Annotated in this window: 22 protein-coding genes; 7 read left to right on the top strand and 15 right to left on the bottom strand. The window is 65.9% G+C overall.

The window, feature by feature from the left end:
- Positions 1 to 149: 149 nt before the first annotated feature.
- Both F3J19_RS10805 and F3J19_RS10810 read left to right on the top strand, forming a co-directional pair.
- The gene (locus F3J19_RS10805) at positions 150 to 977 is read left to right on the top strand and encodes a ferritin-like domain-containing protein (protein ID WP_167040634.1); all 828 of its coding nucleotides are present in this window, start codon (positions 150 to 152) and stop codon (positions 975 to 977) included.
- 186 nt (positions 978 to 1,163) lie between these two features.
- Positions 1,164 to 1,700, top strand: coding sequence for a hypothetical protein (locus tag F3J19_RS10810; RefSeq protein ID WP_167040637.1), 537 nt, complete (start codon positions 1,164 to 1,166; stop codon positions 1,698 to 1,700).
- Positions 1,701 to 1,844: 144 nt separating this feature from the next.
- Here F3J19_RS10810 and F3J19_RS10815 read toward each other — a convergent pair whose 3' ends face one another.
- From F3J19_RS10815 to F3J19_RS10830, 4 genes are all read right to left on the bottom strand, one after another.
- On the bottom strand, positions 1,845 to 3,440 hold the full coding sequence (locus tag F3J19_RS10815) for a DEAD/DEAH box helicase (protein ID WP_167040640.1): 1,596 nt from the start codon (positions 3,438 to 3,440) through the stop codon (positions 1,845 to 1,847).
- A 202-nt stretch (positions 3,441 to 3,642) separates the two neighbouring features.
- Entirely contained in the window at positions 3,643 to 4,263 is a 621-nt protein-coding gene (locus tag F3J19_RS10820; protein ID WP_167040643.1) for a hemolysin III family protein, read from the bottom strand.
- Positions 4,264 to 4,394: 131 nt separating this feature from the next.
- Positions 4,395 to 5,693 carry a cytochrome c gene (locus F3J19_RS10825; RefSeq protein WP_167040646.1) on the bottom strand — a complete coding sequence of 433 codons (1,299 nt, stop codon included), beginning with the start codon at positions 5,691 to 5,693 and terminating at the stop codon, positions 4,395 to 4,397.
- A gap of 21 nt (positions 5,694 to 5,714) precedes the next feature.
- Positions 5,715 to 6,446: a c-type cytochrome gene (locus F3J19_RS10830; protein WP_167040649.1), complete on the bottom strand. Its 732-nt coding sequence runs from the start codon at positions 6,444 to 6,446 to the stop codon at positions 5,715 to 5,717.
- A gap of 335 nt (positions 6,447 to 6,781) precedes the next feature.
- Between F3J19_RS10830 and copC the strand changes: the two genes are divergently transcribed.
- Together copC and F3J19_RS10840 are read left to right on the top strand one after the other, a co-directional pair.
- Positions 6,782 to 7,159 carry a copper homeostasis periplasmic binding protein CopC gene (gene copC / locus F3J19_RS10835; RefSeq protein ID WP_167040652.1) on the top strand — a complete coding sequence of 126 codons (378 nt, stop codon included), beginning with the start codon at positions 6,782 to 6,784 and terminating at the stop codon, positions 7,157 to 7,159.
- Positions 7,156 to 8,085 (top strand): CopD family protein, encoded by a 930-nt coding sequence (locus tag F3J19_RS10840; RefSeq protein ID WP_167040655.1) that lies wholly within the window; start codon positions 7,156 to 7,158, stop codon positions 8,083 to 8,085. Before copC ends, F3J19_RS10840 begins: the two co-directional genes overlap by 4 nt.
- 207 nt (positions 8,086 to 8,292) lie before the next feature.
- Here the strand turns inward: F3J19_RS10840 and F3J19_RS10845 are convergent, their stop codons facing one another.
- Positions 8,293 to 9,183, bottom strand: coding sequence for a LysR family transcriptional regulator (locus F3J19_RS10845; RefSeq protein WP_167040658.1), 891 nt, complete (start codon positions 9,181 to 9,183; stop codon positions 8,293 to 8,295).
- 105 nt (positions 9,184 to 9,288) lie between these two features.
- Between F3J19_RS10845 and F3J19_RS10850 the strand changes: the two genes are divergently transcribed.
- Positions 9,289 to 10,284, top strand: coding sequence for an aldo/keto reductase (locus F3J19_RS10850; protein WP_167040661.1), 996 nt, complete (start codon positions 9,289 to 9,291; stop codon positions 10,282 to 10,284).
- 168 nt (positions 10,285 to 10,452) lie between these two features.
- Here the strand turns inward: F3J19_RS10850 and F3J19_RS10855 are convergent, their stop codons facing one another.
- The 4 genes from F3J19_RS10855 to dgoD form a co-directional block, all read right to left on the bottom strand.
- The gene (locus F3J19_RS10855; protein ID WP_167040664.1) at positions 10,453 to 10,689 is read right to left on the bottom strand and encodes a YodC family protein; all 237 of its coding nucleotides are present in this window, start codon (positions 10,687 to 10,689) and stop codon (positions 10,453 to 10,455) included.
- Positions 10,690 to 10,701: 12 nt separating this feature from the next.
- The gene (locus F3J19_RS10860; protein ID WP_167041233.1) at positions 10,702 to 11,004 is read right to left on the bottom strand and encodes a hypothetical protein; all 303 of its coding nucleotides are present in this window, start codon (positions 11,002 to 11,004) and stop codon (positions 10,702 to 10,704) included.
- A 239-nt stretch (positions 11,005 to 11,243) separates the two neighbouring features.
- Positions 11,244 to 12,512 (bottom strand): MFS transporter, encoded by a 1,269-nt coding sequence (locus tag F3J19_RS10865; RefSeq protein WP_167040667.1) that lies wholly within the window; start codon positions 12,510 to 12,512, stop codon positions 11,244 to 11,246.
- A gap of 235 nt (positions 12,513 to 12,747) precedes the next feature.
- Positions 12,748 to 13,896 carry a galactonate dehydratase gene (gene dgoD, locus F3J19_RS10870; RefSeq protein ID WP_167040670.1) on the bottom strand — a complete coding sequence of 383 codons (1,149 nt, stop codon included), beginning with the start codon at positions 13,894 to 13,896 and terminating at the stop codon, positions 12,748 to 12,750.
- Between the two features lie 120 nt (positions 13,897 to 14,016).
- Between dgoD and F3J19_RS10875 the strand changes: the two genes are divergently transcribed.
- Complete coding sequence (locus tag F3J19_RS10875) at positions 14,017 to 14,778, top strand: FadR/GntR family transcriptional regulator (RefSeq protein WP_240158886.1); 762 nt, start codon at positions 14,017 to 14,019, stop codon at positions 14,776 to 14,778.
- A gap of 31 nt (positions 14,779 to 14,809) precedes the next feature.
- Here F3J19_RS10875 and F3J19_RS10880 read toward each other — a convergent pair whose 3' ends face one another.
- Entirely contained in the window at positions 14,810 to 16,348 is a 1,539-nt protein-coding gene (locus F3J19_RS10880; protein ID WP_167040673.1) for a DHA2 family efflux MFS transporter permease subunit, read from the bottom strand.
- A 142-nt stretch (positions 16,349 to 16,490) separates the two neighbouring features.
- On the opposite strand from F3J19_RS10880, the gene F3J19_RS10885 reads away from it, so the two are divergent.
- The gene (locus tag F3J19_RS10885; protein ID WP_167040676.1) at positions 16,491 to 16,934 is read left to right on the top strand and encodes a MarR family transcriptional regulator; all 444 of its coding nucleotides are present in this window, start codon (positions 16,491 to 16,493) and stop codon (positions 16,932 to 16,934) included.
- 27 nt (positions 16,935 to 16,961) lie between these two features.
- Here the strand turns inward: F3J19_RS10885 and F3J19_RS10890 are convergent, their stop codons facing one another.
- From F3J19_RS10890 to F3J19_RS10910, 5 genes are all read right to left on the bottom strand, one after another.
- Positions 16,962 to 17,309 carry a hypothetical protein gene (locus tag F3J19_RS10890; RefSeq protein ID WP_167040679.1) on the bottom strand — a complete coding sequence of 116 codons (348 nt, stop codon included), beginning with the start codon at positions 17,307 to 17,309 and terminating at the stop codon, positions 16,962 to 16,964.
- Between the two features lie 226 nt (positions 17,310 to 17,535).
- On the bottom strand, positions 17,536 to 19,377 hold the full coding sequence (atzF, locus tag F3J19_RS10895) for an allophanate hydrolase (protein ID WP_167040682.1): 1,842 nt from the start codon (positions 19,375 to 19,377) through the stop codon (positions 17,536 to 17,538).
- A gap of 18 nt (positions 19,378 to 19,395) precedes the next feature.
- Positions 19,396 to 22,995 (bottom strand): urea carboxylase, encoded by a 3,600-nt coding sequence (uca, locus tag F3J19_RS10900; RefSeq protein WP_167040685.1) that lies wholly within the window; start codon positions 22,993 to 22,995, stop codon positions 19,396 to 19,398.
- 184 nt (positions 22,996 to 23,179) lie between these two features.
- Positions 23,180 to 23,836: an urea amidolyase associated protein UAAP2 gene (locus F3J19_RS10905; protein ID WP_167040688.1), complete on the bottom strand. Its 657-nt coding sequence runs from the start codon at positions 23,834 to 23,836 to the stop codon at positions 23,180 to 23,182.
- A 15-nt stretch (positions 23,837 to 23,851) separates the two neighbouring features.
- Complete coding sequence (locus tag F3J19_RS10910) at positions 23,852 to 24,568, bottom strand: urea amidolyase associated protein UAAP1 (protein WP_167040691.1); 717 nt, start codon at positions 24,566 to 24,568, stop codon at positions 23,852 to 23,854.
- Positions 24,569 to 24,575 lie beyond the last annotated feature (7 nt).

A 24,575-nucleotide genomic window follows, 5' to 3' on the forward strand; every position in this document is an offset into this window, starting at 1 on the left:
CGCTGCATAGTCGCTTAACACCGGCTAACATGCAGAGTACAAGAGCCCAACTCTAATTCACGGCGTTGTATCCGACACGGCATCACGGCGAGCGCGGGGCGGTTGCGAGCAGGCTCCACGAGTCGGTACGGCATTCGGAGCAAGACACGATGCACACAGAGCTGAACCATGTCATGCCCTGGCGGATCGAGGACATCGACCTTACCCGCATCGACCGGCAGAAGGCCTCCGCGAACGAAGACCTGCTGTTGCTGCTGTGCGCGGCTTCGTTTATCGAAAGCGGCACCGACCTCTACACCAGTAATCTCAGTACCTTCTTCAACGACGATCCCGAAGTCTCGGCCTGGCTCAACAACGAGTGGGAGCCCGAGGAAATGCAGCATGGCCGCTCGCTGAAGACCTATATCGGCTACGTGTGGCCCGAATTCGACTGGGACACCGCGTTTCGCAACTTCATGGCCGAATACTCGCTGACCTGCTCGGTCGAGGATTTCGAAAAGACCCGCGCGCTCGAAATGGTCGCGCGTTGCGTGGTCGAAACCGGCACGGCGACGCTGTATCGCGCGATCAACGAATGCTCGGACGAGCCGGTGCTCAAGCAGATCACCGACAACATCCGCACCGACGAAGTCCGGCATTACAAGCACTTTTTCAAGTATTTCAAGAAGTACAACAGGATCGAAGGCAATGGTCGTCTCGCGGTGCTCGGTGCGCTGATGCGCCGCGTGATGGAGATCAAGAACGAGGATTCGGAGATCGCGCTGCGGCATGTGTTTGCGATCCGCTATCCTGAGCGCGTGCACGATTCCGCGTATAACCGCGAGCGTGCGGCGCGCATCAACACCCTGGTGCGGCGCAATCTGTCGGCCGACATGTGCGTGAAGATGCTGCTCAAGCCGCTCGATCTGCCGGCACGCATTCAGCCGGGCGTGCATTATCCGCTCGCGAAGATCACGCAGCACGTGTTCTTCCGCTGATCCGGCGGCGCGCCGGTTTTTGCGCTGACGTTGCGTTAATAACCGTGCGCTGACCTCGCGATGATCTGGCGACGAACTCGGCGCGGCGACGAGGCGAGGCTCGCTCACGCGGGCCTCGTTCTTTTCGCGGTATTCGCAGCATTCGCGGCATGATGGAGCCTTGTCCATTTCAACCTGACCGACCGCATGAGCGATTCTTCCGCATCTACCCCGGCGCCCGCGCGTCCGCTCGAACAGAATGTGTTCGATGAATGGCCCGACGCCGTGCGCGCGTTGTTCGATGGTTCGTCGATCGGCGGCAAGAGCGGCTTTACCGCTTCGCTGCTCACCGTCGATGCGAACGGCCACGTGCGCACGTCCTTGCTGAGCGTCGGCGAACTCTATGCGCCCGATGCGCGCACGCTGTGCATCGCGTTATGGCCGCAGGCGCGAGCGACGCGCGCAATCGCGCAAAGCGGCCGCGCGACGCTCAGCTTTGTCTGCGACGCGGCGTTCTATCAGGTGCAGTTGCGTGTCGCACCGCTGGCGAGCGCGGTCGGCGACGACAGCGGCCTCGTCTATCTGCTCGGTTCGATCGACACAGGGGAAGCGCAGAGCGTGCGTTATGCGCGCCTCACGGGCGGCATCACGTTCGAACTGGAAGGGGGCGGAAGGGAAGTGCTCGACCGGTGGGAGAAGCAGGTCGAGCATTTGAAACGGGCCGCTGCCGCGACCCGCCGTTAGTTCAAGCTGTTAGTTCAAGCCGTTGGTCCGCGCTGTTAGTCCTCGCCGTTAGTCGCTCACCGAGGCGCTGACGGCTGGCGAAACGACGGCTTCAAAGGCCGCGGAATCCCACGAGCTTCGACAGAGGCTCAACGGCCCGGAGGCTCAGCGGCCGCGCTCACCATTGCGCGGCGGCTGGGCGCCACGCGGTGCATCGTTGCGCGGCTTCGCGCCGCCGCCGAGCAACGCGCCCGGGTTGCTGTTGTGCGAGCGATTGCCTTGCGGTTTGCGCGGCGCGTGATGTGCGGCCGCACCGTCATGCGCAGCCGCGCGCGGCCGGTCGTCGTGACGTTGCGCGTCGCGTCGCGGCTGGCCGCCGTTGCCGGCTGGCTTCGCGCCTTGCGGGCGCGGCGACGGCTGACCATTCGACGCGCGCTGTCCCGAGCGTTGCCCCGAACCTTGCCCCGGTTTTGCCGAAGCCGCAGCGGATGCCGAGCGCGCATTGGCGCCTGCAGCCGCATTCGCGTTGCCACCTTCGCGCCGTCCGGCGCCTTGCCCCTGACGCGGTGAGCGGCCGCCACCGCCCTGGCTACGACGCTGAATCGGCTCGGGCTTCGCGTTCGGGTCCGGCTCGAATCCGGCGATCACTTCCTGCGGCACCGGACGCTTGATGAGCTTCTCGATGTCCTTCAGCAACTGCAATTCATCGACGCATACGAGCGACACCGCCTCGCCCGTCGCGCCCGCGCGGCCCGTGCGGCCGATGCGGTGCACGTAATCTTCCGGCACGTTCGGCAGATCGAAGTTGACCACGTGCGGCAGCTGATCGATATCGATGCCGCGTGCGGCGATGTCGGTCGCGACCAGCACCTGCAGCGTGCCGTCCTTGAACTCGGCGAGCGCGCGCGTGCGCGCCGACTGGCTCTTGTTGCCGTGAATCGCGAGCGCGCTGATGCCGTCCTTCGTCAACTGCTCGGCAAGGCGGTTCGCGCCGTGCTTGGTGCGCGTGAACACGAGCACCTGGAACCAGTTGTGCTGACGGATCAGATGCGTGAGCAGGTCGCGCTTGCGGTCGCGATCGACCGGGTGAATCTTCTGCGCGACCGTTTCGGCCGTCGTATTGCGGCGCGCGACTTCGATCAGCGCCGGCGAGTCGAGCAGGCTGTCGGCGAGTGCCTTGATCTCGTCGGAGAAGGTGGCCGAGAACAGCAGGTTCTGGCGCTTCGGCGGCAGCTTCGCGAGCACGCGCTTGATGTCGTGGATGAAGCCCATGTCGAGCATGCGGTCCGCTTCGTCGAGCACGAGAATCTCGAGATGCGACAGGTCGATGGTCTTCTGCTGCATGTGATCGAGCAGACGGCCCGGCGTCGCGACGACGATATCGACGCCGCGCTTCAACGCATCGATCTGCGGATTGATGCCGACGCCGCCGAACATCACGGTCGACTTCAGCTTCAGGTATTTGCCGTACGCGCGCACGCTTTCTTCGACCTGAGCGGCGAGTTCGCGCGTCGGCGTGAGGATCAGCGCGCGGATCACGCGCTTGCCGCCGGCGGCCGGCGGCATCGATTGCAGACGCTGCAGGATCGGCAGCGTGAAGCCGGCGGTCTTGCCGGTGCCGGTTTGCGCGCCGGCGAGCAGATCGCCGCCGTTGAGCACGGCGGGGATCGCCTGGGTCTGGATCGGGGTCGGGCTGGTATAGCCGAGTTCGTTGACAGCGCGGACCAGCGGTTCGGACAAGCCGAGGGAATCAAAAGACATAAAAGCTCTTTGCAATGCAGTTTCGCGAACGGCGCCAATGGGAACCCATGCGGCATGAACCCGCCGGCAAGGCGTGTGCGAGGCCGAAGCCCGGTTCCGTTCGCGGAGAAATCGGCGGCACGTTCAAAGATGTGCCGAATGTTTCGACGCGCTATGCAGACACGTCGACTGGCCTTAAGTTGCAATTCGTCGCCGTGGAGTGTCATGCGACATAGCGCGCGACACTGACGAATTGACACAGACTGCCCGCCAGTACGAACAGGTGCCAGATACCATGTCCGTGGCGGATGCGCTCGTCGTTGATGAAGAAATAGATACCGGCGCTATAGATGACGCCGCCGGCCACGAGCCATGCGGTCCCCGCGGCCGGCAACGCCTGCACCAGCGGGCGGACGGCTACGAGCGCGAGCCATCCCATCAACACGTACAACACCATCGACACGCTGCGGGTACGGCGCCCGAGCGTCAGTTCCTGCACGATGCCGAGAGCGGCAAGCCCCCAGCTTACCCCGAATAGCGACCAGCCCCACGGCCCGCGCAACGTGACGAGCGTGAAAGGGGTGTAGCTGCCGGCGATCAGCAGGTAGATCGCCGAATGATCGCATTTCTGCAGAATCGCCTTCAGACGCGGATGGCTTACGCTGTGATAGAGCGTCGAGATCGCATACAGCACGAACAGCATCGCACCGTACACGCTGAAGCTGACCACCTTGTACGCGTCGTCGGCGAGCACGCCCATCGTGACGAGCGCCGCCAGCCCCACCACCGACAGCACGGCGCCGACGAGATGGGTAATGCTGTTGAAACGCTCACCGACAGGCACGACTCTTTTCTCCCATGCGGTTTCACGAGGGCAGACACAACCGCAAATGCGCCCACATGATACCGGTCCTGAAAAACGAAGGGCGCGGCCGCGAGTTTCGCAGGCCGCGCCCGGGGTGCGACGAACGCTGCTTAGTCGAGCGGCGCCGAACGCAGATCGGCCACCTGCTGCGGCGACACGGCGGTGCCGTGGTTGCCCCAGGACATACGGATGTACGTCACGACGGCCGCGACTTCCTGATTCGACAGCGCCTGCGCAAACGGCGGCATGCCATACGGATGCGGGTTCGCTTCCGTGCTCGGCGGATAACCGCCGTTCAGCACCATGCGGATCGGGTTGACTGCCGATGGCATCTGGATCGACGGGTTGTTCGCGAGCGGCGGGAACGCCGGCGGCTGGCCGAGACCATTTTCCGCGTGGCACTTCGCGCAGTTGTCAACGTAGATCTTCTGGCCTTGCTTCAACAGTTCGCCACCGAACTTTTCCGAGGTTTCGAGCTGCAGCGGTTCCGGTGCGTCGCTCTTCTGCGGAATCGTCTTCAGGTACGTCGCCATCGCGTTGATATCTTCGGTCGACAGATACTGCAGGCTGTTGTGCACCACTTCGGCCATCGGACCGAACACCGCGCCGCGGTTCGACACACCGGTCTTCAGCAGGCTGGCGATGTCCTGCAGGTCCCAGTCGCCGAGGCCGGCTTCCTTGTTCGACGTCAGCGACGGCGCATACCAGTTCTGCAGCGGAATCAGACCGCCCGCGAACGCCGCCGAATTGACCGGGCCGCCCATCGCGTTGATCGAGGTGTGGCACATGCCGCAGTGGCCGAGGCCTTCGACCAGATACGCGCCGCGGTTCCACTCGACCGACTTGGTCGGGTCCGGCTTGAACTCGCCTTCACGGAAGAACAGCGTGCGCCAGCCGATCAGCATGTTGCGCTGGTTGAACGGGAATTTCAGTTCGTGCGGACGGCTCGGCACGTTGACCGGCGCGACCGAGCGCAGGTACGCGTAGATCGCGTCCGCGTCGGCGCGCGTGACCTTCGTGTAGCTCGTGAACGGGAAGCCCGGATAGAGCAGGCTGCCGTCCTTCGAGCGGCCCGTGTGCATCGCGCGATAGAAGTCGTCCTGGGTCCACTTGCCGATGCCGTACTGGTCGTCCGGCGTGATGTTCGGCGTGAACATCGTGCCGAACGGCGTCGCCATCGGCAGGCCGCCGGCGAACGGCTTGCCGCCGCGCACCGTGTGGCAGGCGATACAGTCGCCGGCGCGGGCGAGGTACTCGCCCTTCTTGATCAGTTCGGCCTGGTCGGTGGGCGTGGCCGCCACGGCCGAGCCGTTATGCAGGTTGTCGCCACCCGACCAGAGGACGGGAACGAGTGCGGCAGCCGCAGCCACGACGACTGCCGAGAGGGCGAACAAAGACTTGCGTTTCATTTGAGTGTCTCTCCCGGCGCCTTATTGCGGTTCGCTGCCGCAGGCAAGCGGAGTCTTCAAGGAGCGGGCCGGAGCCGGCACGGGGTTTTGCGGAGCCTTTTGCATCGACAGCCAGGCCGCGACGGCGTTCACGTCGTCGTCGGACAGACGCGTGGCGACCGTGTGCATGCAGTCGGGCGCGATGGCGTGGCGCGAGCCCGAACGCCAGGCGCCGAGCTGCGCGCTGATGTAGTCGGCGTGCAGGCCGACGAGACCCGGGATCGCCGGTTCCATGCCGGTGAGCGCCTTGCCGTGGCAGGCCGCGCAGGCGGGCACCTGCTTCGATGCGTCGCCGTGCAGCACGATCTGCTCGCCGCGCTGGAGCGTCGTCGCCGACACGGTCGGCTTGGCCGGTGGCGGATAGGGCGGACGCTGCTGCGAGAAGAACGTGGCGATCTGGTGGAGATAGTCGTCGGAGAGATACGTGACGAGGTAGTTCATGGGCGGATACTTGCGGCGCCCTTCACGGAAATTCTGTAGCTGGTTGAACAGATAGTTCGCCGGCTTGCCCGCGAGGCGCGGGAAGTAGTCGTTGTCGGTACCTTGACCGTGCGAGCCGTGGCAGGCCGTGCAACCTTGCACGCGCGCTTCCATCGTGTCGGGGGCCTTCGGTTGAGTCTGCGCTTTCGCAGCGCTATAGACACCCGCGGAGCCGATCAGCAGAAGGGCAAGCAACGGGCGGAAGAGGCGTCTTGAAGACACGCGTAACTCCATCAGAATCGGGGACCTGACCGAACTTCGGGCGGCTCGGTGTGAAGGACAGCCGTCGCTGCGGCGACGCAGCATTCTATCATCGAAGGGTGATGGTGACTATTTGACGCACTCAAGGCCTTCGTTGGTGTGACTGCCATGCGACAGTATGTCGCGTGGCGCGGGTCGGCTCGTGCTCCGGCCACATGGCATTTGGCGAAGCCGGTTGAACCGATGCCCGCGCGCGCCATCGAAGCGTACACTTGCGGGTCCGCCGGCCGCGCCGTCCAGGCGACGCGCGCTCTCGCGCCCGCCATTCCACCCAATCATCGTTTGTTCCCCTCAGCTATCGGTCTTACATGAAGCTATTCGATTTTTCCGTTCCGGCGCTGCGTGCGTTGATGTCCGGCGCGCTCGCGCTGGCGGTGTCGTCCACGGCGTTCGCGCACGCCCATCTGGTCTCGAGCGTGCCGGCGGCGAACGCCGAGGTCGCCGCGCCCGGCGACGTCACGATCCATTTCACCGAGCCGCTCGAGCCGGCCTTCAGCAGGATCACGCTCGCCGATGCGAGCGGCAAGCCCGCCGCCACAACGGCTTCCGCGGTCGACGGACAGGATGCGCGGGTCATGCGTCTGGCGCTCCCGCCGCTGGGCGCGGGCCGCTACGCGGTGCACTGGATCGCGGTGGCGACGGACGGCCATCGTACCCAAGGCGACTTCGCGTTCAACGTCAAATGAGCTTCGACGGACTGTGGATCGGGCAGGTCGCAATGGCCGCGCTCATGAATGTGTCGTTTGCGTTCGCCGTCGGTTCGGCGCTGCTGGCGGCGTGGCTCGCACGCGACGCGCGGCAGGGCACGTCCCCGGCGCGCCCCGGCTGGCTGCGCGCGCAGCGTTCGATGCGCGCGGCCGCCATCGTGCTGGTGCTCGCCGACCTCGGCTGGCTGCTGTACCAGACGGCGTCGATGAGCGGCGTCGCGCTGCCCGCGGCGTTTGGCGTGGTGCCGACCGTGCTCGCGCAGACGCACGTCGGCCGTGGCTGGAGCGTCGCGTTCTGTGGCGCGCTGGTGCTGCTCGGCACCGCGCTGAGCCACGGCACGGGCCCGCTGCGCAATACGCTGCTGTGGCTCGCGGTGCTGGCGGTCGCGGCGGGCAAGGCGTCGCTCGGTCATGCGGCCGATGCCGGCGTGCTGTCGGCGGCGATCGGCATGCAGACGCTGCACGTGCTGGCGACGAGCGTCTGGGGCGGCCTCGCGATGGCCTCGGGACTTGCGGTGCTGCCGGCGCTCGGCGCGTCGACCGCGCGCGGCATGCTGATCCGCACGGCGGCGCAGGTGTCGAACGTGTCGATCGTCGCGGTGGCGCTCGTGCTGCTGTCGGGCGTTTTCAACGCGGTGCGCGGTTCGGGGGGCTCGCTCGACGCGATCCTGTCGAGCACGTGGGGCCATGTGCTGACGCTCAAGCTCGTGCTGGTCGCGCTCGCGCTCGTGTTGGGCGGGCTGAACCGGCTGTCGGCGCTGCCGCGCCTGCGCCGCACCGCGTCGACGATGGACGCGCACACGTTCGTCAACGTGCTGTATCTCGAAGCGCTCGTGATGATCGGCGTGTTCGTCGTGGCGGCGGCGCTGTCGCATAGCGTGCCGGCGTTTGCGGCGCTCGGCTGAGCGTGGGTCAGATGGATGCCGTTCTGCCGATGCTCGGGCAGATCGGCATTGCTTTCGGGACAAGCTCGCCGGCGAGGGCCGACTCCGCGACGGTCTTCGGTCTCGCCTGCGCGTTCGGGTTCCGCTGTGCCGGGCCGCTTGCGGAGCGTGTCGGACAACGCACGTTGATCGTGGCCGGCACATGCTCAGGCTGGAAATAGCCAGGCCTTACGCGGAATAGCGGAAGAATTCGACGAAGGCGCGCAATGCCGGGCGCATCTGTCGCCGGGAAGGGTAATAAATATAAAAGCCATCGAAAGGCGGACACCATTCTTCCATGACGGAGATCAGCCGCCCTTCGCGTACGTCGGCCGCGACGGCTTCCTCAAACAGAAACGCCAGTCCCACTCCGTCGAGGGCGGCCTGCCTCATCAATTCCTGCTGCGGCAGGATCACGCTGCCCTTGACCTCGACACTAACCGCATGCCCGTCATGCTCCAGTTCCCAACGGTATAGGCGTCCGCTTTCGAACCGGCGGCGGATGCAGTTGTGTGCGCTCAGATCGCGTGGATGCCGGGGCCTGGGATGTCGCTCGAAGTAGGCGGGGGAAGCGACAATCATGCCGCGCCGTGGCCCGTCCGCGCGTACCGCGATCATGTCGGCCGCGAGGCTCTCCCCGAGCCTGATCCCCGCGTCGCAACCCTTTTCGACGATGTCTTCAAAAATATCCGAAACGCGAATGTCGAGTTCGATCGCGGGATAGCGCGCCGTAAACGCCGGCAGGCGTCGCATGATGACTTCCTGGACCGCGAGAAACGGCATCGTGATCCGCAATGGGCCGGCGGGCGCAACGGCCCCTTCCGTGACCTCGGTGAATCCCGTTTCGATTTCGGCAAGGGGGCCGGCGACCCGGGCAAGGAGACGTTCCCCTTCCTCGGTCGGGCGTGTCGAGCGCGTGGTGCGCGCCAGCAACCTCAGGCCGAGCGTGTCCTCCAGCGTGGAGACCGCGTGGCTGACCGCTGAAGGCGCGATGCCGAGCTGATCCGCCGCTGCCCGAAAACTGCCAGTCCTGGCAACGGTCACGAAAACGACGAGTTGGGAAAGCTGTGTTCGATCCATTGTTCGAAATTTTAGATCAACACAAACTGCTTTACACGGGTTATCAGCATCATTCGCTCCAACTACCATGCTTCCATTCCGCGTTAATTCACAAAGGAGTGCGCTATGGAACATCGCAAGTTAGGAAAAATCGAAGTTTCGCCCATCGGTTTGGGCTGCATGGGGCTGAGCCAGTCTTATGGCGCGCAGGACGAAGCCAGCTCGATCCGGACGCTGCAGCGCGCCGTCGAGCTGGGCGTGAGCTTCTTCGATACCGCCGAGGTTTATGGACCTCATCGCAACGAGATTCTGCTGGGCAAGGCGCTCAGGCCTTACCGTGAGCGCGTGGTCATCGCGACGAAATTCGGCTTCGTCTACAACCGGGAGCGCAGCGATTTCGGCGAAATCACCGGAACGGACGGACGTCCCGAAAACGCCCGCGCGGTCGCGGAAGCCTCGCTGAAGCGCCTCGATACCGATGTCATCGACCTTTATTATCTGCATCGCGTCGATCCGGCCGTGCCGGTCGAGGAGAGTGTCGGCGCCATGGCCGAGCTGGTGGCCGAAGGCAAGGTGCGCGCCATCGGTCTTTCCGAGGTCTCCGCCGAGACGCTGCGGCGGGCGCATGCCATTCACCCGATCACGGCTTTGCAGAGCGAATACTCGCTCTGGACTCGCGATGTCGAAACAAACGGCGTGCTCGACACCTGCCGCGAACTGGGCATTGCCTTCGTGCCGTTCAGCCCGCTGGGCCGCGGCTTCCTGACCGGAAAAATGCCGGCCACCACCACGCTGGAATCGGGTGACTTCCGCCACAGCTTGCCGCGCTTCCAGCCCGGCCATATCGAGGCCAATCGCCAGTTGGTGACGGTGATCGAGGACATCGCCGCGGCGAAAGGCGCAAGCGCTGCGCAAGTCGCCCTCGCCTGGGTACTGGCTCAAGGGCGCGACATCGTGCCGATTCCCGGCGCAAAGCGCATCGCGAATCTGGAACAGAATGTCGATGCCGCGAGCCTTGCGTTGACCGAAGCGGAGTGCGCACGGCTCGAAGCGACGTTCTCTCCCGAGAACATCTCGGGCAGCCGATATCCGGCTTCTTTCGAAGCAATGGGGCCGAAGTAGGTTTCCGCCCTGCCTGGAAGGACTCCACCCGATAGCGGTCCAGGGCAGCGGGCCGGAGTCGCCGGGAAATTAAAAAAAGCAAAAAAAAGCGCCGCACGGCAGTAGGGCGCGTGCGGCGCAATACACACGATCGGCTGGCATCGACCAGCCGATCCGCTCCTGCTCTCTTCAGGCCACGAGCGCTTCGTCGTGCACTGCGTCGTGCGCCCGCTCCAGGGTCTCCTCCGGAAACATCTCCTGCTGAAGCTCGCCCGCGTCGCTGAACCACTGGCAGATCAGCCAGTTGCCCGGCGCGAACACGACCGGGCCGCTCCAGGTTGCCGTCATCGGACGGCCGCCGGACTTCAGTTTCAGCACGTCGCCCGGGCTGTACACCGGTTTGGCGTTTCTCTTGATGAGCCGCATCGCGAGCCTCGCTTACTCGAAGCCGAGCCGATGGGCGAGGATCGGCGCGCAGAACAGCGCGATCGCACAGCCCGCGGCCTTGCCTTCGAGTTCGGCGCCGGCCGCGCGCGAGCCGACCATCTGCGTGAGCAGATCGAATATCTGCGGCAGGCAGTACAGCACCGCCGCGCCGATAAAGCACTTCGCGACCACCGCGATGCTCCAGCCGCGCTCGTACGCGAACATCGCGCCGATGACCCGCAGCACGCCGAACGCGACCAGCGCGCCGACCGCCGCCTGTTCGCGGATCAGATAGTCAGGAAGGAATTCGCCCACGTTGTTCCCCGTAGCATGTGTCGTTTGCATGCATTTGAGCAAGGAGCGGGCCATGCGTATGTCCGATACCGAACCAATGACGCGCAAGCCTTGCCGGGTAAGGCTTTGCGGGGAGAGGGCGAAATCCGGGAGCGGTCGTGAAACGCCGGTTCGAGGCGTTTCGGTCCGGGATGTTACGTTACTGCGACGGCCCGCGCGTCACGTGGCCGTAACACGCGGGCGGGGCGTCGGCGAAGCGTTCAGCGGATGCGCTCGATCTTGCCGACGAGGAACAGATACGACAGCGCGCCGACCACGCCGACCGCGCTCATGAACATCAGCGCGGGCTTGAAGTCGCTGTTTTTGACGATGAAGCCGATCACCACCGGCACGCAGATCGACGACAGATTGCCCATCAGGTTGAACATGCCGCCGGTCAGGCCGAGCAGCTCCTTCTTCGCCATCGACGACACCAGCACCCACGTGATCGACGAAAAGCCGCTGCCGAAGAACGCGATCGCCATGAAGAGGATCACCATCGCGGGCGTGTCGACGTAGTTCGCGCCGACGATTGCCGTCGACAGCAGGAGGCCCGTGACGATCGGCACCTTGCGCGCGACCGTGGCCGACACGCCGCGCCGCATCATCCAGTCCGACAGCAGGCCCGAGGCGAGAATGCCGACGAACGCCGCGAGAAACGGCACGGCCGCCATGAAGCCGGCCTTCAGGAAGTCCATGTGCCGGTACTTGACGAGGTAGGTCGGAAACCAGGTGAGGAAGAACCACAGCGTCGAGGTCACCGCGATCTGGCCGATGTACACGCCCCACAGCTTGCGGTTGCCGAGCACGGCGCGCCAGTCGGCGGCGGTATAGCGGGCGCGGGCGCGCGGCGCGCTGCCGAGTTCGACGAGGCCGCCGCCCGCGCGGATGACGTCGAGTTCGGCCGCGTTGATGCCGCTGGCCTCGGACGGCTCGCGATACAGCGCGTACCAGACCAGCGCCCAGCCGATGCCGAGCGCGCCCGTCAGAAAGAACACGCCCTGCCAGCCGAAGTGCTGCTGCGTGAGCACGAGCACCGGCGTCAGGAACGCGAGCCCGACGTACTGGCCGGACGTGTAGCTCGCGATGGCGCGGGCCCGTTCGTTATCGGGAAACCATGTGGTGACGACGCGATTGAGCGTCGGATAGGCGGGCGCTTCGAGCGCGCCCAGCAATACGCGCAGCGACAGCAGCACCGCGAACGCGCTGGCGAAGCCCTGCAGCAGCGTCGCGAGCGACCATAGTCCGATGATCAGCGCGAGCAGCAGGCGAGGCCGCGTGCGGTCCACGAGGATGCCGCCGGGAATCTGCAGCAGCGCATACGACCAGCCGAAGGCCGAGAACACGAGGCCCATCTGGGCGGGATCGAGTTGCAGGTCCTGGCCGATCGCGGTCGCGGCGATCGACAGATTGCTGCGGTCGAGATAGGTGATGACGACGGTGACGAACAGCATCGCGAGCAGGCGATGGCGCTTGCCGGTCGCTTGCATTTGGGTGTGGGTTGTCTCCACGAGGGTCAGCCTCTTGATGATTTTGTTATCGGCGGCGGGCGGGGGCGACGAACCGGCAGGGCGCGGTCGCGTCTATCGGACGGCGCGCAACAGCCGCCGCCGGGCCGCATGGGATGCGTAGCCTGGCGCTTACCCCAGGTGCACCCCAAGGCACACCGATGCCGGCACGCTGCCCGCCGGCGGCGTGCCGCTTCATCCGCTCAGGGGCGCGGAATCACCATTCGGCGACGCTGCCGTCCGCGTGACGCCACACCGGATTGCGCCAGCGATGACCGACCTTCGCCATCTCGCGCACCTTCTCCTCGTTGACCTCGATGCCGAGTCCCGGGCCCTGCGGAATCGACACGAAACCGTCTTCGTACCTGAAGACCTCCGGGTTTTTGATGTAGTCGAGCAGGTCGTTGCCCTGGTTGTAGTGAATGCCGAGGCTCTGTTCCTGGATGAACGCGTTGTAGCTGACCGCGTCGATCTGCAGGCAGGTGGCGAGCGCGATCGGGCCGAGCGGGCAATGCAGCGCGAGCGCGACGTCGTAGGCCTCGGCCATCGCGGCGATCTTGCGGCATTCGGTGATGCCGCCCGCGTGCGACGCGTCCGGCTGGATGATGTCGACGTAGCCGCCCGAGAGGATGTGCTTGAAGTCCCAGCGCGAATACAGACGCTCGCCGAGCGCGATCGGCGTGTTGGTCTGATTGACGATGTCGCGCAGCGCCTCGGCGTTCTCCGAGAGCACCGGCTCCTCGATGAAGAGCAGCTTGTACGGATCGAGCTCCTTCGCGAGCACCTTCGCCATCGGCTTATGGACGCGGCCGTGGAAGTCCACGCCGATGCCGACGTTCGGTCCGACCGCCTCGCGCACCGCCGCGACGTTGTTGATCACGCCTTGCACGTTGTCGAAGGTGTCGATGATCTGCAGCTCTTCCGAGCCGTTCATCTTGACGGCCTTGAAGCCGCGCTCGACCACCGCGCGCGCGTTGTTGGCGACGTCGCTCGGGCGGTCGCCGCCGATCCACGAGTACACCTTGATGCGCTCGCGCACCTGGCCGCCGAGCAGCGCATGCACCGGCACGCCATGATGCTTGCCCTTGATGTCCCACAACGCCTGGTCGACGCCCGCGATCGCGCTCATCGTGATCGGGCCGCCGCGATAGAAGCCCGCGCGGTACATCACCTGCCAGTGGTCCTCGATCAGCAGCGGGTCCTTGCCGATCAGATAGTCGGACAGTTCCTCGACCGCGGCGGCCACCGTATGCGCGCGGCCCTCGACCACCGGCTCGCCCCAGCCGACGATGCCCTCGTCGGTCTCGATCTTCAGGAAGCACCAGCGCGGCGGGACGATGAAGGTTTCGAGTTTGGTGATTTTCATGGTGCGTGTCTCCTCGCGGCCTGCGCTGGCGGAAAAATTTCGGAAACCCGATGCTACAACAAAAGCACTTTAAAGTACTATTAATAGTATTATTTGTCACATAGTGGTCAGACTGGAACCATGGCCGTCGCCGCGTGGCGGCACGAGACCAGCGACCGATCAGCGACTCACCAGCGACAGACCGACCCGCGCGAGGAGAAAACCATTCAGCACGACCTGCACGGGCGAGTCGCCCAACTGCTCGCGACCGCGATTCTGCGCGGCGATTACGCGCCCGATTCGATCCTGCCGCGCGAGGCCGAGTTGATGGAGCGCTTCGGCGTGAGCCGCACGGTGCTGCGCGAGGCGCTGCGCACGCTGACGTCGAAAGGGCTGATCGAATCGCGGCCGCGCGTCGGCACGCGGGTGCGGCCGAAGTCGGCGTGGAATCTGCTCGATGCCGATCTGCTCGACTGGTACTCGCGCGTCGCCGAGCCGATGGCATTCGCGCTCAAGCTACAGGAAATGCGCGAGATGATCGAACCGTATGCGGCGAGCCTCGCGGCCGCCTCGCATACGGACGACACGCTGCCCGCGCTCGAGGCCGCGCATGCAGCGATGGTGGCGGCGCGCAACGTCGACGCATGGGTGCGCGCGGACCTGCAGTTTCATCTATGCGTGCTAAGCGCATGCAGCAACGAATTGCTGATTCCGCTCGGCGCGCTGATCGAGCGCACGCTCGAGGCGCAGCTGCGGCTCAATGCGAAACGCGCTGACGTGTTCAATGCGTCGCTCGCCGAGCATACAGCGGTGTTCGAGGCGATCCGCGCACGCAATGCGCAATGCGCGCGCGCGGCGATGGCGTCGTTGCTCGGCGTGACGCGCGGGCGGATCGAAGGGTGAGGCGGGTGAGTTGGGTGAGCCGGGTGAGTGGTCAATCCATCGCCGCATGCGCCACCGATGCATCGGGCGCCTTGTGCGACGGCCGGATCAGCAGCAAGAGCGGAATCACCAGCAGCGTTGCCATGAACATCAGCTTGAAGTCGTTCAGATACGCGACCATCGACGCCTGCTGCGTGATCGACGCGTTGAGCGCCGCGATGTCGTAGTTCGAGCCGCTGCCGAGCATCGGCTGGATCGCCGGATTGAACGCGGTGATGTTCGCCGCGAGGTCCGCGTGCGAGATCTGCGTGTTGCGCGTCATCAGCGTCTGCACGATCGAGATGCCGATACTGCTGCCGATGTTGCGCATCAGGCTGTAGGTCGCGGTGCCGTCGGCGCGCAGTTCCGGCGATAGCGTCGAGAACGTCAGCGCGGAGAGCGGCACGAACACGAGGCCGAGCCCGAAGCCCTGGATCACGCCGGGCCACACGATGTCCGATGCCGACAGCACGATCGTGTACTGCATCATCTGCCAGAGCGCGAACGCCGAGATCAGGAAGCCCGAGAGCAGCAGAAGCCGCGCATCGACGCGCTTGAGCAGGCGCCCCGCGATCAGCATCGCGACCATCGTGCCGGCGCCGCTCGGCGCCGTGACGAGGCCCGTGGTCGCGACCGGATAGCCCATCAGGTTTTGCAGCATCGGCGGCAGCAGCGCGCGCGTCGCATACATGACCGCGCCGATCACGAAGATGAAGAACGTGCCGGTCGCGAAGTTCGGGTCCTTCAGCAACTGGTACTTGAAGAACGAATGCTTGCCGACCGTCGCCGTGTGCACGAGAAAGAACGCGAAGCTGATTGCCGCGACGAGCGCCTCGATCACGATCTCGGTCGACGAAAACCAGTCGAGCTGTTCGCCGCGATCGAGCATGGCCTGCAAGGCACCGATCGCGAGACCGAGCGTGATGAAGCCGAACGCGTCGAACTTCACGTCGTGCTTCGGCTCGCGCGTCGGCAGGAAGGTCGCGACGCCGAACAGTGCGAACGCGCCGATCGGCACGTTGATGAAGAACACCCAGCGCCAGTTGTAGCTGTCGGTGAGCCAGCCGCCGAGCGTCGGACCGAGAATCGGCCCGACCATCACGCCCATGCCCCACACGGCCATCGCTTGGCCCTGCTTTTCGCGCGGGTTGATGTCGAGCAGGATCGATTGCGAGAGCGGCACGAGCGAGGCGCCGAAAACGCCTTGCAGCAGACGCGACAGCACGATTTGCGGCAGCGTTTCCGACAGCCCGCATAGCGCCGAACTGACGGTGAAGCCGGCGATCGCGATCAGCAGCAGGCGCTTCACGCTGAGCCGGTCCGAGAGCCAGCCGGTCAGCGGCGTGGCGATCGCGGCGGCGACGATGTAGGACGTCAGCACCCACGTGATCTCGTCCTGCGACGCGGACAGCGTGCCTTGCATATGCGGCAGCGCCACGTTGGCGATCGTGCTGTCGAGCGTCTGGATCAGCGTCGCGAGCATGATCGAGATCGTGATCATCGGCCGGTTGAGCGGCGCGGTGGCGCTCGCCGGCGTGGAAGCTGAGGACATGAAAGAGGGGGCAGGTCAATATAATAAGCATGCTTATTATATCGGCGGAACGGGTTTGCGCTATCGGGAGTTGTGCTGAGCCTGGCGCGCTCGCGTGCGTGCCGGCGTGCGGCAAACCGGGGGGCTTCCGTATAATCCGCGCATGAAAACCCAACTCGAAGAGCGCTTCGGCTTTCTGATTTCCGACGTCGGCCGCCTCGCGGGCAAGCGTTTCGACGACCTCGCGAAATCGTCGGTCGATCTCACGCGCGCGCAGTGTCGTGTGCTGGCCTATCTCGGCCACTACGGCGACATCAACCAGGCGCGGCTCGCGGACCTGCTCGAAGTCGCGCCGATCTCGGCCGGCCGTCTGCTCGACCGGATGGAAGAGGGCGGCTGGATCGAGCGGAGCGCGAATCCGCAGGATCGCCGCGAGCGCCAGGTGCGCATGACGCCGAAGGCCGAGGGCACGCTCGGCAAGGCGCGCAAGGTCGGCGACGAGGTCGCGCTCGAAGCGCTCAACGGTTTCAGCGATGCCGAGGCGGCACAACTGATTGCGCTGTTGCAGCGGGTGCGCGGCAATCTGAGCCGGATCGTCGATCGCTGAGCTCACCCCGCCATTGCATCACCGGCGTTATTTCGACTCGGAAGCCGGTGCGGCGCCGCCCGGCGGCACCAGTTCGTAACAGGCCGGCGTCTCGGCCTGCCTGGTTTTTGCATCGGACTGCTGCGGGTCGATGCATTTGAACGCGCTCTGATCGCGCTGCACGAAGATCGTGTCGGCCGGGCCGCCGTTGCCGCGCGTGTCGTTGACGACCGCGGCGATCCTGTAGCCGTCCTGCAGCAGCGTCGCGAGCGTCATGGGGCTCGCGCGCCACTGGCTGTCGGCCGGCGTCTGCGCCCGGGCAGCGAGCGTTGCGCCGGCGCAGACGAGCGCGAGGGAAGCCGCGGTAGCGGCGAGCGCGGCGGTGCGAAACGTCATCAGGGAACCTCCTCGAAGTTGCGATTCTGCAAGGAAGCCTGCAAGCTCCTGGAACCCGGACGCGCGGTGCTTTGGCATCGCCGGGGAAAACTTGTCAGGCTTGCGCGAGCTGCCATTCTCTCAAGAGTGGGCGTGCGCAACAAACCCGGGGGCGTTTCAGCGCCTCGTCACCGGCCCGTTCATCGCTCGCTCTTCGCGACGCCTCTGCCTTTGCGTTCTCCCTCGATCAGGCGCTGACGCCGTCCTTTCTCGCCAGCCAGGCTCGCCATCCGCCGAACCCGGAGATATCGGTGCCCGACTGCACGCCATAGGGCTCGCACAGAAAGCCGCTCACCCACGATCCGTCGACGAGTTCGACCTTGCCCAGAACGAGGGGCGACGCAATGGTCGCGATGAACGAGCCGAACTCCGCGGCAGGCATCTCCCACACCTCGACCGCGATGCTTGCGCCGCCCTCCGTGACACGCCACATGCCCGGGCGGCGCGTGCCGTCCGCCGACGCGGGCAGCGCCGCCAGCCGGTAGTGCCCGGCGGTATCGGTGGCTTGCACGAGCCGTGCGCCCCGGGCCAGCAGATCGCGATTGAGCGGCAAGCCTTGCATATGCGCACCGCAGACCGCGATCCGCATCCGGTCGTGCGTCGCCGTGCGCCGTTCGCCGGGCTCGCGCGGCGCGATCGTTCGGCCTCCGATGCATGGCGTGCCGCTCCTTCGCTGCAACAGATCGGTCACGCTCAACAGATACTGATCGGTGAATGGGCGGCCAAAAACGGTCACGCCCCACGGCAGACCGTTCTTCATGAAACCGGTCGGCGTCGCGACGGCGGCGTAGTCGAGCAGATTCATGAAGTTCGTGTAGTAGCCGAGCAGCGAGTTCGGGCCGATCGGGTCGCGCGCCAGTTCGTCGAGCGTCACGGGCCGTGGATACGTCGGCGTCAGCACGAAGTCGAGCGACTCGAGCGAGGCATCGCAGACCGCCTTCAATGCCTGCAGCCGGTATTGCGCACGAAATAGCTCGACCGCGCTGGCCCTCGGCGCTTTCGCCAGCACGTCGCGAATCACCGGCAGCACGGCGTCGGGCGTCGTCGTCATCAGCTCGCCCGCGACGCTGTAGCGCTCGGCGACCCACGGACCTTGATAGAGCAGATTGGCGGCTTCGACGAACGGCGCGGAGTCGATTTCGACGGCCTCGCCGCCCGCCGCTTCGAGCAACGCGCGCGCCGTCGCGAACAGTTCGGGGCTTTCAGTGCAGTCCGCGAATTCGAGTTGCGCCGGCACGCCGAAGCGGAACGCCGCGGGCGTGCCGAACGCGCGTGCCGTGTTCCATTGCGGATTGCTGCGGCTGTACGCGTCGTGGGCATCGGTGTGCGAGGTCAGTGCCAGCAGCTCGCTCGCTTCCCCGGCCGTGGCGGTGAAGAACGTGACGCAATCGAGCGTGCGGCACGCGGGCACCACACCCGCGGTGGACAGGATGCCTCTCGTCGGTTTGAGTCCGACGAGATTGTTCAGCGCGGCGGGCACGCGGCCCGAACCGGCCGTGTCGGTGCCGAGCGCGAAACTGGCGACGCCGAGCGCGACCGCCAGCGCCGAGCCCGCGCTCGAACCGCCCGACGGATAGTCGGGATGCACGCTATTGCGGCACGTGCCGTACGGCGAGCGCGTACCGTTGAGGCCGGTCGCGAACTGATCGAGATTGGTCTTGCCGAGCGGTATCGCGCCCAGCTCGATCAAGCGGGCGACCACGCTCGCCGATTCCGCCGGCGTGTACGCGAAGGCCGGGCACGCGGCTGTCGTCGGAACGGCGGCGAGGTCGATGTTGTCCTTGATCGCGAACGGAATGCCGTAGAGCGGCAGGCTCGCGGCGTCCTGAGCGTCGAGCCGATCGAGATAGGGCGCGACTTCCTCGTCGGTCAGAAGATGGATGAAAAGACGGAACTCGGGATTCAGCGCCGCGGCCTTGCCGAGCAGTTCCGCGACGAGCTGGCGCGGCGTGAGCGTGCCCGCGCGGTAGGCGGCGCGAAGTGCCGGGATGCGCAGATCGAACGAGGAGCGTGACGGGAGTGGTGGCATGGTTTTCTGTCCTGGAATCTAGTGACGTTCGACGACGGCCACGCGTTGCCCCGCGCGCACGGGCGAGCCCGGCGCCACGTAGATTTCGCCGACGGTTCCGGCGCACGGCGCGCACACCGAGATTTCCATCTTCATCGACTCGATGACGAGCAGCACGTCGCCCGCATCGACCGCATCGCCGGGTTTCACCTTGACTTGCCAGAGGCTGCCGGCAATCTCGCTGTCCACCGCGATTTCGCCGTCCTTGAGCGGCGCCAGTTGAGCGTCTTCGGCGGGCGGCGTTTCGAGCGTGTCTTCGCTGGCGCCCGCTGCGCGCCAGCGCTCGCGCTCGGCCTGGAAGGCCGCCTGTTGCCGCGCGCGGAACTGCGCGATGCTGGCGGATTCGTCGGCGAGAAACGCCTGGTAGTCCGGCAGGGAAAGTTCGGACTCCTCGATCCGCAGCGGATAACGTCCGAGCGGAAAATCCGCGCGGATGCGCAGCAGTTCGTCGGCCGGGACTTCGTAGAAGCGGATCTGGTCGAAGAAGCGCAGCAGGTAATGCTGGCCGGCGAAGTCCGCATCGTTGCGATAGCGGTTCCACATCTGCAACGTGCGGCCGACGAATTGATAGCCGCCCGGCCCTTCCATGCCATACACGCACAGATACGCGCCGCCGATGCCGACCGAATTCTCCGCGGTCCACGTGCGCGCTGGGTTGTATTTCGTCGTCACGAGCCGGTGGCGCGGATCGAGCGGCGTCGCGACCGGCGCGCCGAGGTACACGTCGCCGAGTCCCATCACGAGATAGCTCGCCTCGAAGACGATCCGCCGGACCGCGTCGATCGAGTCGAGATCGTTGATGCGGCGAATGAATTCGAGGTTGCTCGGACACCACGGCGCATCCTTGCGCACCGTGGTCATATATTTTTCGATCGCGAGCCGGCAGGCGGGGTCGTCCCACGAGAGCGGCAGGTGCACGATGCGCGACGGCACGCGCAGGTCCTTGTGCAACAGCACCTCGCCCCATGCCTGCGCGACGATCTGCAGCAGCCGGGCGAGCGGCAATTGTTCCGGACGGTAGTGAATCTGCAGCGAACGGATGCCCGGCGTGAGGTCGATGACGCCGGCGAGCGCCTTGGCTTCGAGGGACTGCATCAGCGCATGTCCGCGGAAGCGCGCCACGAGGTCGAGTTCCGCCGGGCCGATTTCGAGCAGCAGATGCGTGTCACCGGAAACGCGCGCGACGAGCCGTTCGCGATCCGCGCCGGTATCGAGAACGATGGGCGAGGTCAGCGCTGCTTTTCTCCCGCCCGGCGCACCTCGCTGAATGTCGAGCGTCTCCAGTTCGCGCAGCCGCTCGCGCGCCGCGTCACGCGCCGCCTCGACTTCGACGGGCACGAAGCGAATCCTGTCGCCGGCCTTGAGCTGGCCGATCTGCCACAGGTCCGCCTCGATGATCGTCACCGGGCACACGAAGCCGCCGAGGCTCGGGCCGTCGGGGCCGAGAATCACGGGCATGTCGCCGGTGAAGTCGACGGCGCCGATCGCGTACGGATTGTCGTGAATGTTCGACGGATGCAGTCCGGCCTCGCCGCCGTCTTCGCGCGCCCACTCGGGTTTCGGTCCGATCAGGCGCACGCCGGTGCGGCTGGAGTTGAAGTGAATCTCCCACTCGGTCTCGAGCAACTGCTCGATATACCGGGCGCTGAAGTATTCGGGCGCGCCATGCGGACCGTAAATCACGCGCAGCGTGCGCACGCTGTCGAGCGTCGGCACGTCGGCGAGCGCGGCGCCGGCCCGCGCGTCGTCGAGCGGATAGAGGTGCAGCACGTCGCCCGCGCGGATCGCGCGCCCGCCATGTCCGCCGAACTGGCCGAGCGTGAACGTGCTGCGGCTGCCGAGGTAGAGCGCGACATCGAAGCCGCCGCGCACGCATAGATAAGCGCGCGCGCCCGCGCCGCGGATCGTGCCGAGCGCGAGCGTCGCGCCGGCCCGCACGTGGAGGCTCGTGTTGAGCGGCTGCGCGACGTCGTCGACCAGCACCGGAATCGGCGCGCCCGTGATGGCGATCACGGCGTCGGTGTTAAAGCGCAGGGTCGGCCCGCTCATGGTGATTTCGAGCGCGGCGGCATCGGCCGCGTTGCCGAGCAGGCGATTGCCGAGCCGCATCGCTCGGTCGTCCATCGGTCCCGAAGGCGGGATGCCGACGGCCCAGTAGCCCTGGCGGCCAGGATAGTCCTGCACGGTCGTCTGCGTGCCGCCGCTGACGACTTCGACCGTGCTCGCCTGGTATCTGAGTCCTTCGAGACAGCGGGTCCACGGCTCGCCGGACGCAAACGGCCTCGCGCACAGAATCTGGCGCAGATAGTCGCGATTCGTCTCGACACCGTAGAGGCGCGTGTCGCGCAGCGCGCCGTCGAGCGCGTGGCGCGCCTCGTCGCGCGTCGGCGCCCAGGCGATCACCTTCGCGAGCATCGGGTCGAAATACGGCGGCACGTCGCAACCAGCTTCGATCCACGTGTCGATGCGCAGCGCGCGGCCGTCCGCGTGCGGAAACGCGACGTCGGTCAGCAGGCCCGGACTCGGCTTGAAATCGCGGCCCGGATCTTCCGCATAGAGCCGGGCCTGGATCGCATGCCCGCGCGGCGTCAGGCCCGCCGCGAGTTGCCGTAGCGGCGCGAGCGTGCCGGCCGCGAGTTCGATCATCCAGCGCACGAGATCGACGCCCCAGACCTGCTCGGTCACGCCGTGCTCGACCTGCAGGCGCGTGTTGACTTCGAGGAAGTAGAACTGTTCGGCGGCGCTGTCGTAGACGAACTCGACCGTGCCGGCGGAACGATAGCCGACCGCTTTCGCGAGCTTGACCGCGGCCTCGCACAAGGCAGCCGGAATGCCGTCGGGCAGGCAGGGCGCGGGGGTCTCTTCGAGCACCTTCTGGTTGCGCCGCTGCACCGAGCAATCGCGCACGCCGAGCGCAAGCGCCTCGCCCTGGCCGTCGCCGAATACCTGCACTTCGAGATGCCGCGCCCGCTCGATGTACTTCTCCAGAAACACGCCGGCATCGCTGAAGTTGTTTTCGCCGAGGCGCTTGACCGCCTCGAAATGGGCGCCGAGTTCAGCGGCGCTCCAGCACACGCGCATGCCGATGCCGCCGCCGCCCGCGGTGCTTTTCAGCATCACCGGATAGCCGATGGTTTGCGCGGCGGCGAGCGCCGCCGGCAGGTCGGCGAGGAGCCCGGTGCCTTCGAGCATCGGCACGCCTTGCGTGGCTGCGATTTCGCGAGCCGTATGCTTGAGGCCGAAGGCGCGCAGCTGAGCGGGCGTCGGTCCGATGAAGGCGATGCCGGCCGCTTCGCAGGCTTCGCCGAACGCCGCGTTTTCCGACAGAAACCCGTAGCCGGGATGGATCGCCTGCACGCCTTCGCGACGCGCGATCCCGAGGATTTTCTCCACGTCGAGATAGGTCGTCGCGGCGGGGCCTTCGCCCAGCGCGTGCGCGATGGGCGCTTCGCTGACGTGGCGGCTCGCCCGGTCGGCTTCCGCATAGATGGCGACGCCGGTGACGTCGAGTTCGCGCAACGTCCTGAGAATGCGGCACGCAATAGCGCCGCGATTGGCGATCAGAATCTTCTCGAACATGGCAGGTGTCTTGATTCGGAGGCGGGCCGTCCCGCCGTGGGAATAGCCGGCCGTGGTCGTCCACGGCCGAAGTCGCGTCAGCGATCTGTCCGGGCCGGTTCGGCGCGCGTGAGGGGGTGGGTGTGAGTGAAATAGCGCCCCGAGCGAACCAGCATGATGAGAAAAAGCCACTCGCGGATGCGTTTCAGTTCCATATCAGCAGCTCCGCGGGCGTCGGGTTGTAGGCGTTGCACGGATTGTTCAGCTGTGGGCAGTTGGAGATCAGCACGATGACGTCCATCTCCACGCGCAACTCGACGTACTTGCCCGGCGCGGAAATGCCGTCTTCGAACGTGAGCCCGCCCGTGGCCGTCACCGGCACGTTCATGAAGAAGTTGACGTTCGCGCCGAGGTCCCGCTTCGCGAGCCGCCCGTCGTGAGCGCAAGCGCGCAGGAAGTTGTCGCGGCAGCTGTGCATGTAGCGCTTCTCCAGCGCGTAGCGCACCGTGTTGCTCTCCTGCGCGCAGGCGCCGCCGAGCGTGTCATGACGGCCGCACGTGTCGGCGACGATCGTCAGCATCGGATTGCCGAGGTTCGAATACAGCACCGAGCCCGCCGTCAGATAGAGGCGCTTTTGCCGGCGCAACGTGCGTTGCGGGTCGAAGCGCTCGCGCGGATCGGCGAGGCGGTAGAACAGCGTGTCGACCGCCTGGTTGCCTTCGAGATCGACGATGCGCAGCGTTTGCCCCGCCTTCAGCTCGTGCAGCCACGGCTCGCCCGCCGCGAGTGTCGCTCGGTAGGCCGCGTGGTCGGGATGTTTGTCGCTGACGGTCAGCGCGCCGTTCGTAAGCGTATGAGTCATGTGCCGGGTCTCCGCTCAAAGAAAGAAGCGTTCGGTGTTGATAAAGCCGCGTACGTTTTCCTCGCAGGCGCTGCGGCAGATTTCGGCGACCTCGGGGGACGCGTCGCGCAATGCGAGCTTCACGGGCCTGGGCGCGTACTCGCGGTTCGGGTCGAGCGGATGCTGGATCGCGGTGAGCACGACGAGCGTATGCATCGGCGCGTACAGCTCGACGTAGTCGCCGGCCTTCGAGTTGCCGGGCACGAATTCGAGTGCGCCGTCGTCAGCGACATCGACGCGGCTGAAGAGGTTGAGCGTCATCAGCAGGTCCTCGATGCCGAGGCCCCACTTGCCCATTTCGACGAGCAGGTTGTCGGTGCCGTTGCGATAGAACGCGTTGCGCAGTTCCTCGTAGCGGCCTGCGCCGTATCGTTCGAGAACCTCGGCGGCGTTCGATACGCCGCCGATGCTGTCGTGCCAGCCGCAGGTATCCGCGACGATCGCCGCGAGCACGCGGCCCATGTCGGAGTAGAGGCAGTGCCCGGCCGTGAGCTTCGCCGTGTGCTGGCACTTCAGCGAATCGGGCAGATTGAGCCGTTCGCTCTTTTCCGTCGCGTTGACCATCATCACGCTGACGTTTGCGCCGCCGCGCAGATCGGTCACGCGCAGCGACTGCCCGCGCTTCACGACGAGCGACGTGTGAGCGCCGCCGGGGACGGTTTCTTCGAGCAGCAATGTCGTACCTGGATTCATAACGGAG

Source organism: Burkholderia sp. Ax-1724, assembly GCF_011752995.1.
Lineage (GTDB): Bacteria > Pseudomonadota > Gammaproteobacteria > Burkholderiales > Burkholderiaceae > Paraburkholderia.

Coding starts and splice junctions, on each gene's coding strand:
- F3J19_RS10805 (WP_167040634.1), top strand. CDS start 150: ATGCACACAGAGCTGAACCATGTCATGCCCTGGCGGATCGAGGACATC.
- F3J19_RS10810 (WP_167040637.1), top strand. CDS start 1,164: ATGAGCGATTCTTCCGCATCTACCCCGGCGCCCGCGCGTCCGCTCGAA.
- F3J19_RS10815 (WP_167040640.1), bottom strand. CDS start 3,440: ATGTCTTTTGATTCCCTCGGCTTGTCCGAACCGCTGGTCCGCGCTGTC.
- F3J19_RS10825 (WP_167040646.1), bottom strand. CDS start 5,693: ATGAAACGCAAGTCTTTGTTCGCCCTCTCGGCAGTCGTCGTGGCTGCG.
- F3J19_RS10830 (WP_167040649.1), bottom strand. CDS start 6,446: ATGGAGTTACGCGTGTCTTCAAGACGCCTCTTCCGCCCGTTGCTTGCC.
- copC (WP_167040652.1), top strand. CDS start 6,782: ATGAAGCTATTCGATTTTTCCGTTCCGGCGCTGCGTGCGTTGATGTCC.
- F3J19_RS10840 (WP_167040655.1), top strand. CDS start 7,156: ATGAGCTTCGACGGACTGTGGATCGGGCAGGTCGCAATGGCCGCGCTC.
- F3J19_RS10845 (WP_167040658.1), bottom strand. CDS start 9,183: ATGGATCGAACACAGCTTTCCCAACTCGTCGTTTTCGTGACCGTTGCC.
- F3J19_RS10850 (WP_167040661.1), top strand. CDS start 9,289: ATGGAACATCGCAAGTTAGGAAAAATCGAAGTTTCGCCCATCGGTTTG.
- F3J19_RS10855 (WP_167040664.1), bottom strand. CDS start 10,689: ATGCGGCTCATCAAGAGAAACGCCAAACCGGTGTACAGCCCGGGCGAC.
- F3J19_RS10865 (WP_167040667.1), bottom strand. CDS start 12,512: ATGCAAGCGACCGGCAAGCGCCATCGCCTGCTCGCGATGCTGTTCGTC.
- dgoD (WP_167040670.1), bottom strand. CDS start 13,896: ATGAAAATCACCAAACTCGAAACCTTCATCGTCCCGCCGCGCTGGTGC.
- F3J19_RS10875 (WP_240158886.1), top strand. CDS start 14,017: ATGGCCGTCGCCGCGTGGCGGCACGAGACCAGCGACCGATCAGCGACT.
- F3J19_RS10880 (WP_167040673.1), bottom strand. CDS start 16,348: ATGTCCTCAGCTTCCACGCCGGCGAGCGCCACCGCGCCGCTCAACCGG.
- F3J19_RS10885 (WP_167040676.1), top strand. CDS start 16,491: ATGAAAACCCAACTCGAAGAGCGCTTCGGCTTTCTGATTTCCGACGTC.
- F3J19_RS10890 (WP_167040679.1), bottom strand. CDS start 17,309: ATGACGTTTCGCACCGCCGCGCTCGCCGCTACCGCGGCTTCCCTCGCG.
- atzF (WP_167040682.1), bottom strand. CDS start 19,377: ATGCCACCACTCCCGTCACGCTCCTCGTTCGATCTGCGCATCCCGGCA.
- uca (WP_167040685.1), bottom strand. CDS start 22,995: ATGTTCGAGAAGATTCTGATCGCCAATCGCGGCGCTATTGCGTGCCGC.
- F3J19_RS10905 (WP_167040688.1), bottom strand. CDS start 23,836: ATGACTCATACGCTTACGAACGGCGCGCTGACCGTCAGCGACAAACAT.
- F3J19_RS10910 (WP_167040691.1), bottom strand. CDS start 24,568: ATGAATCCAGGTACGACATTGCTGCTCGAAGAAACCGTCCCCGGCGGC.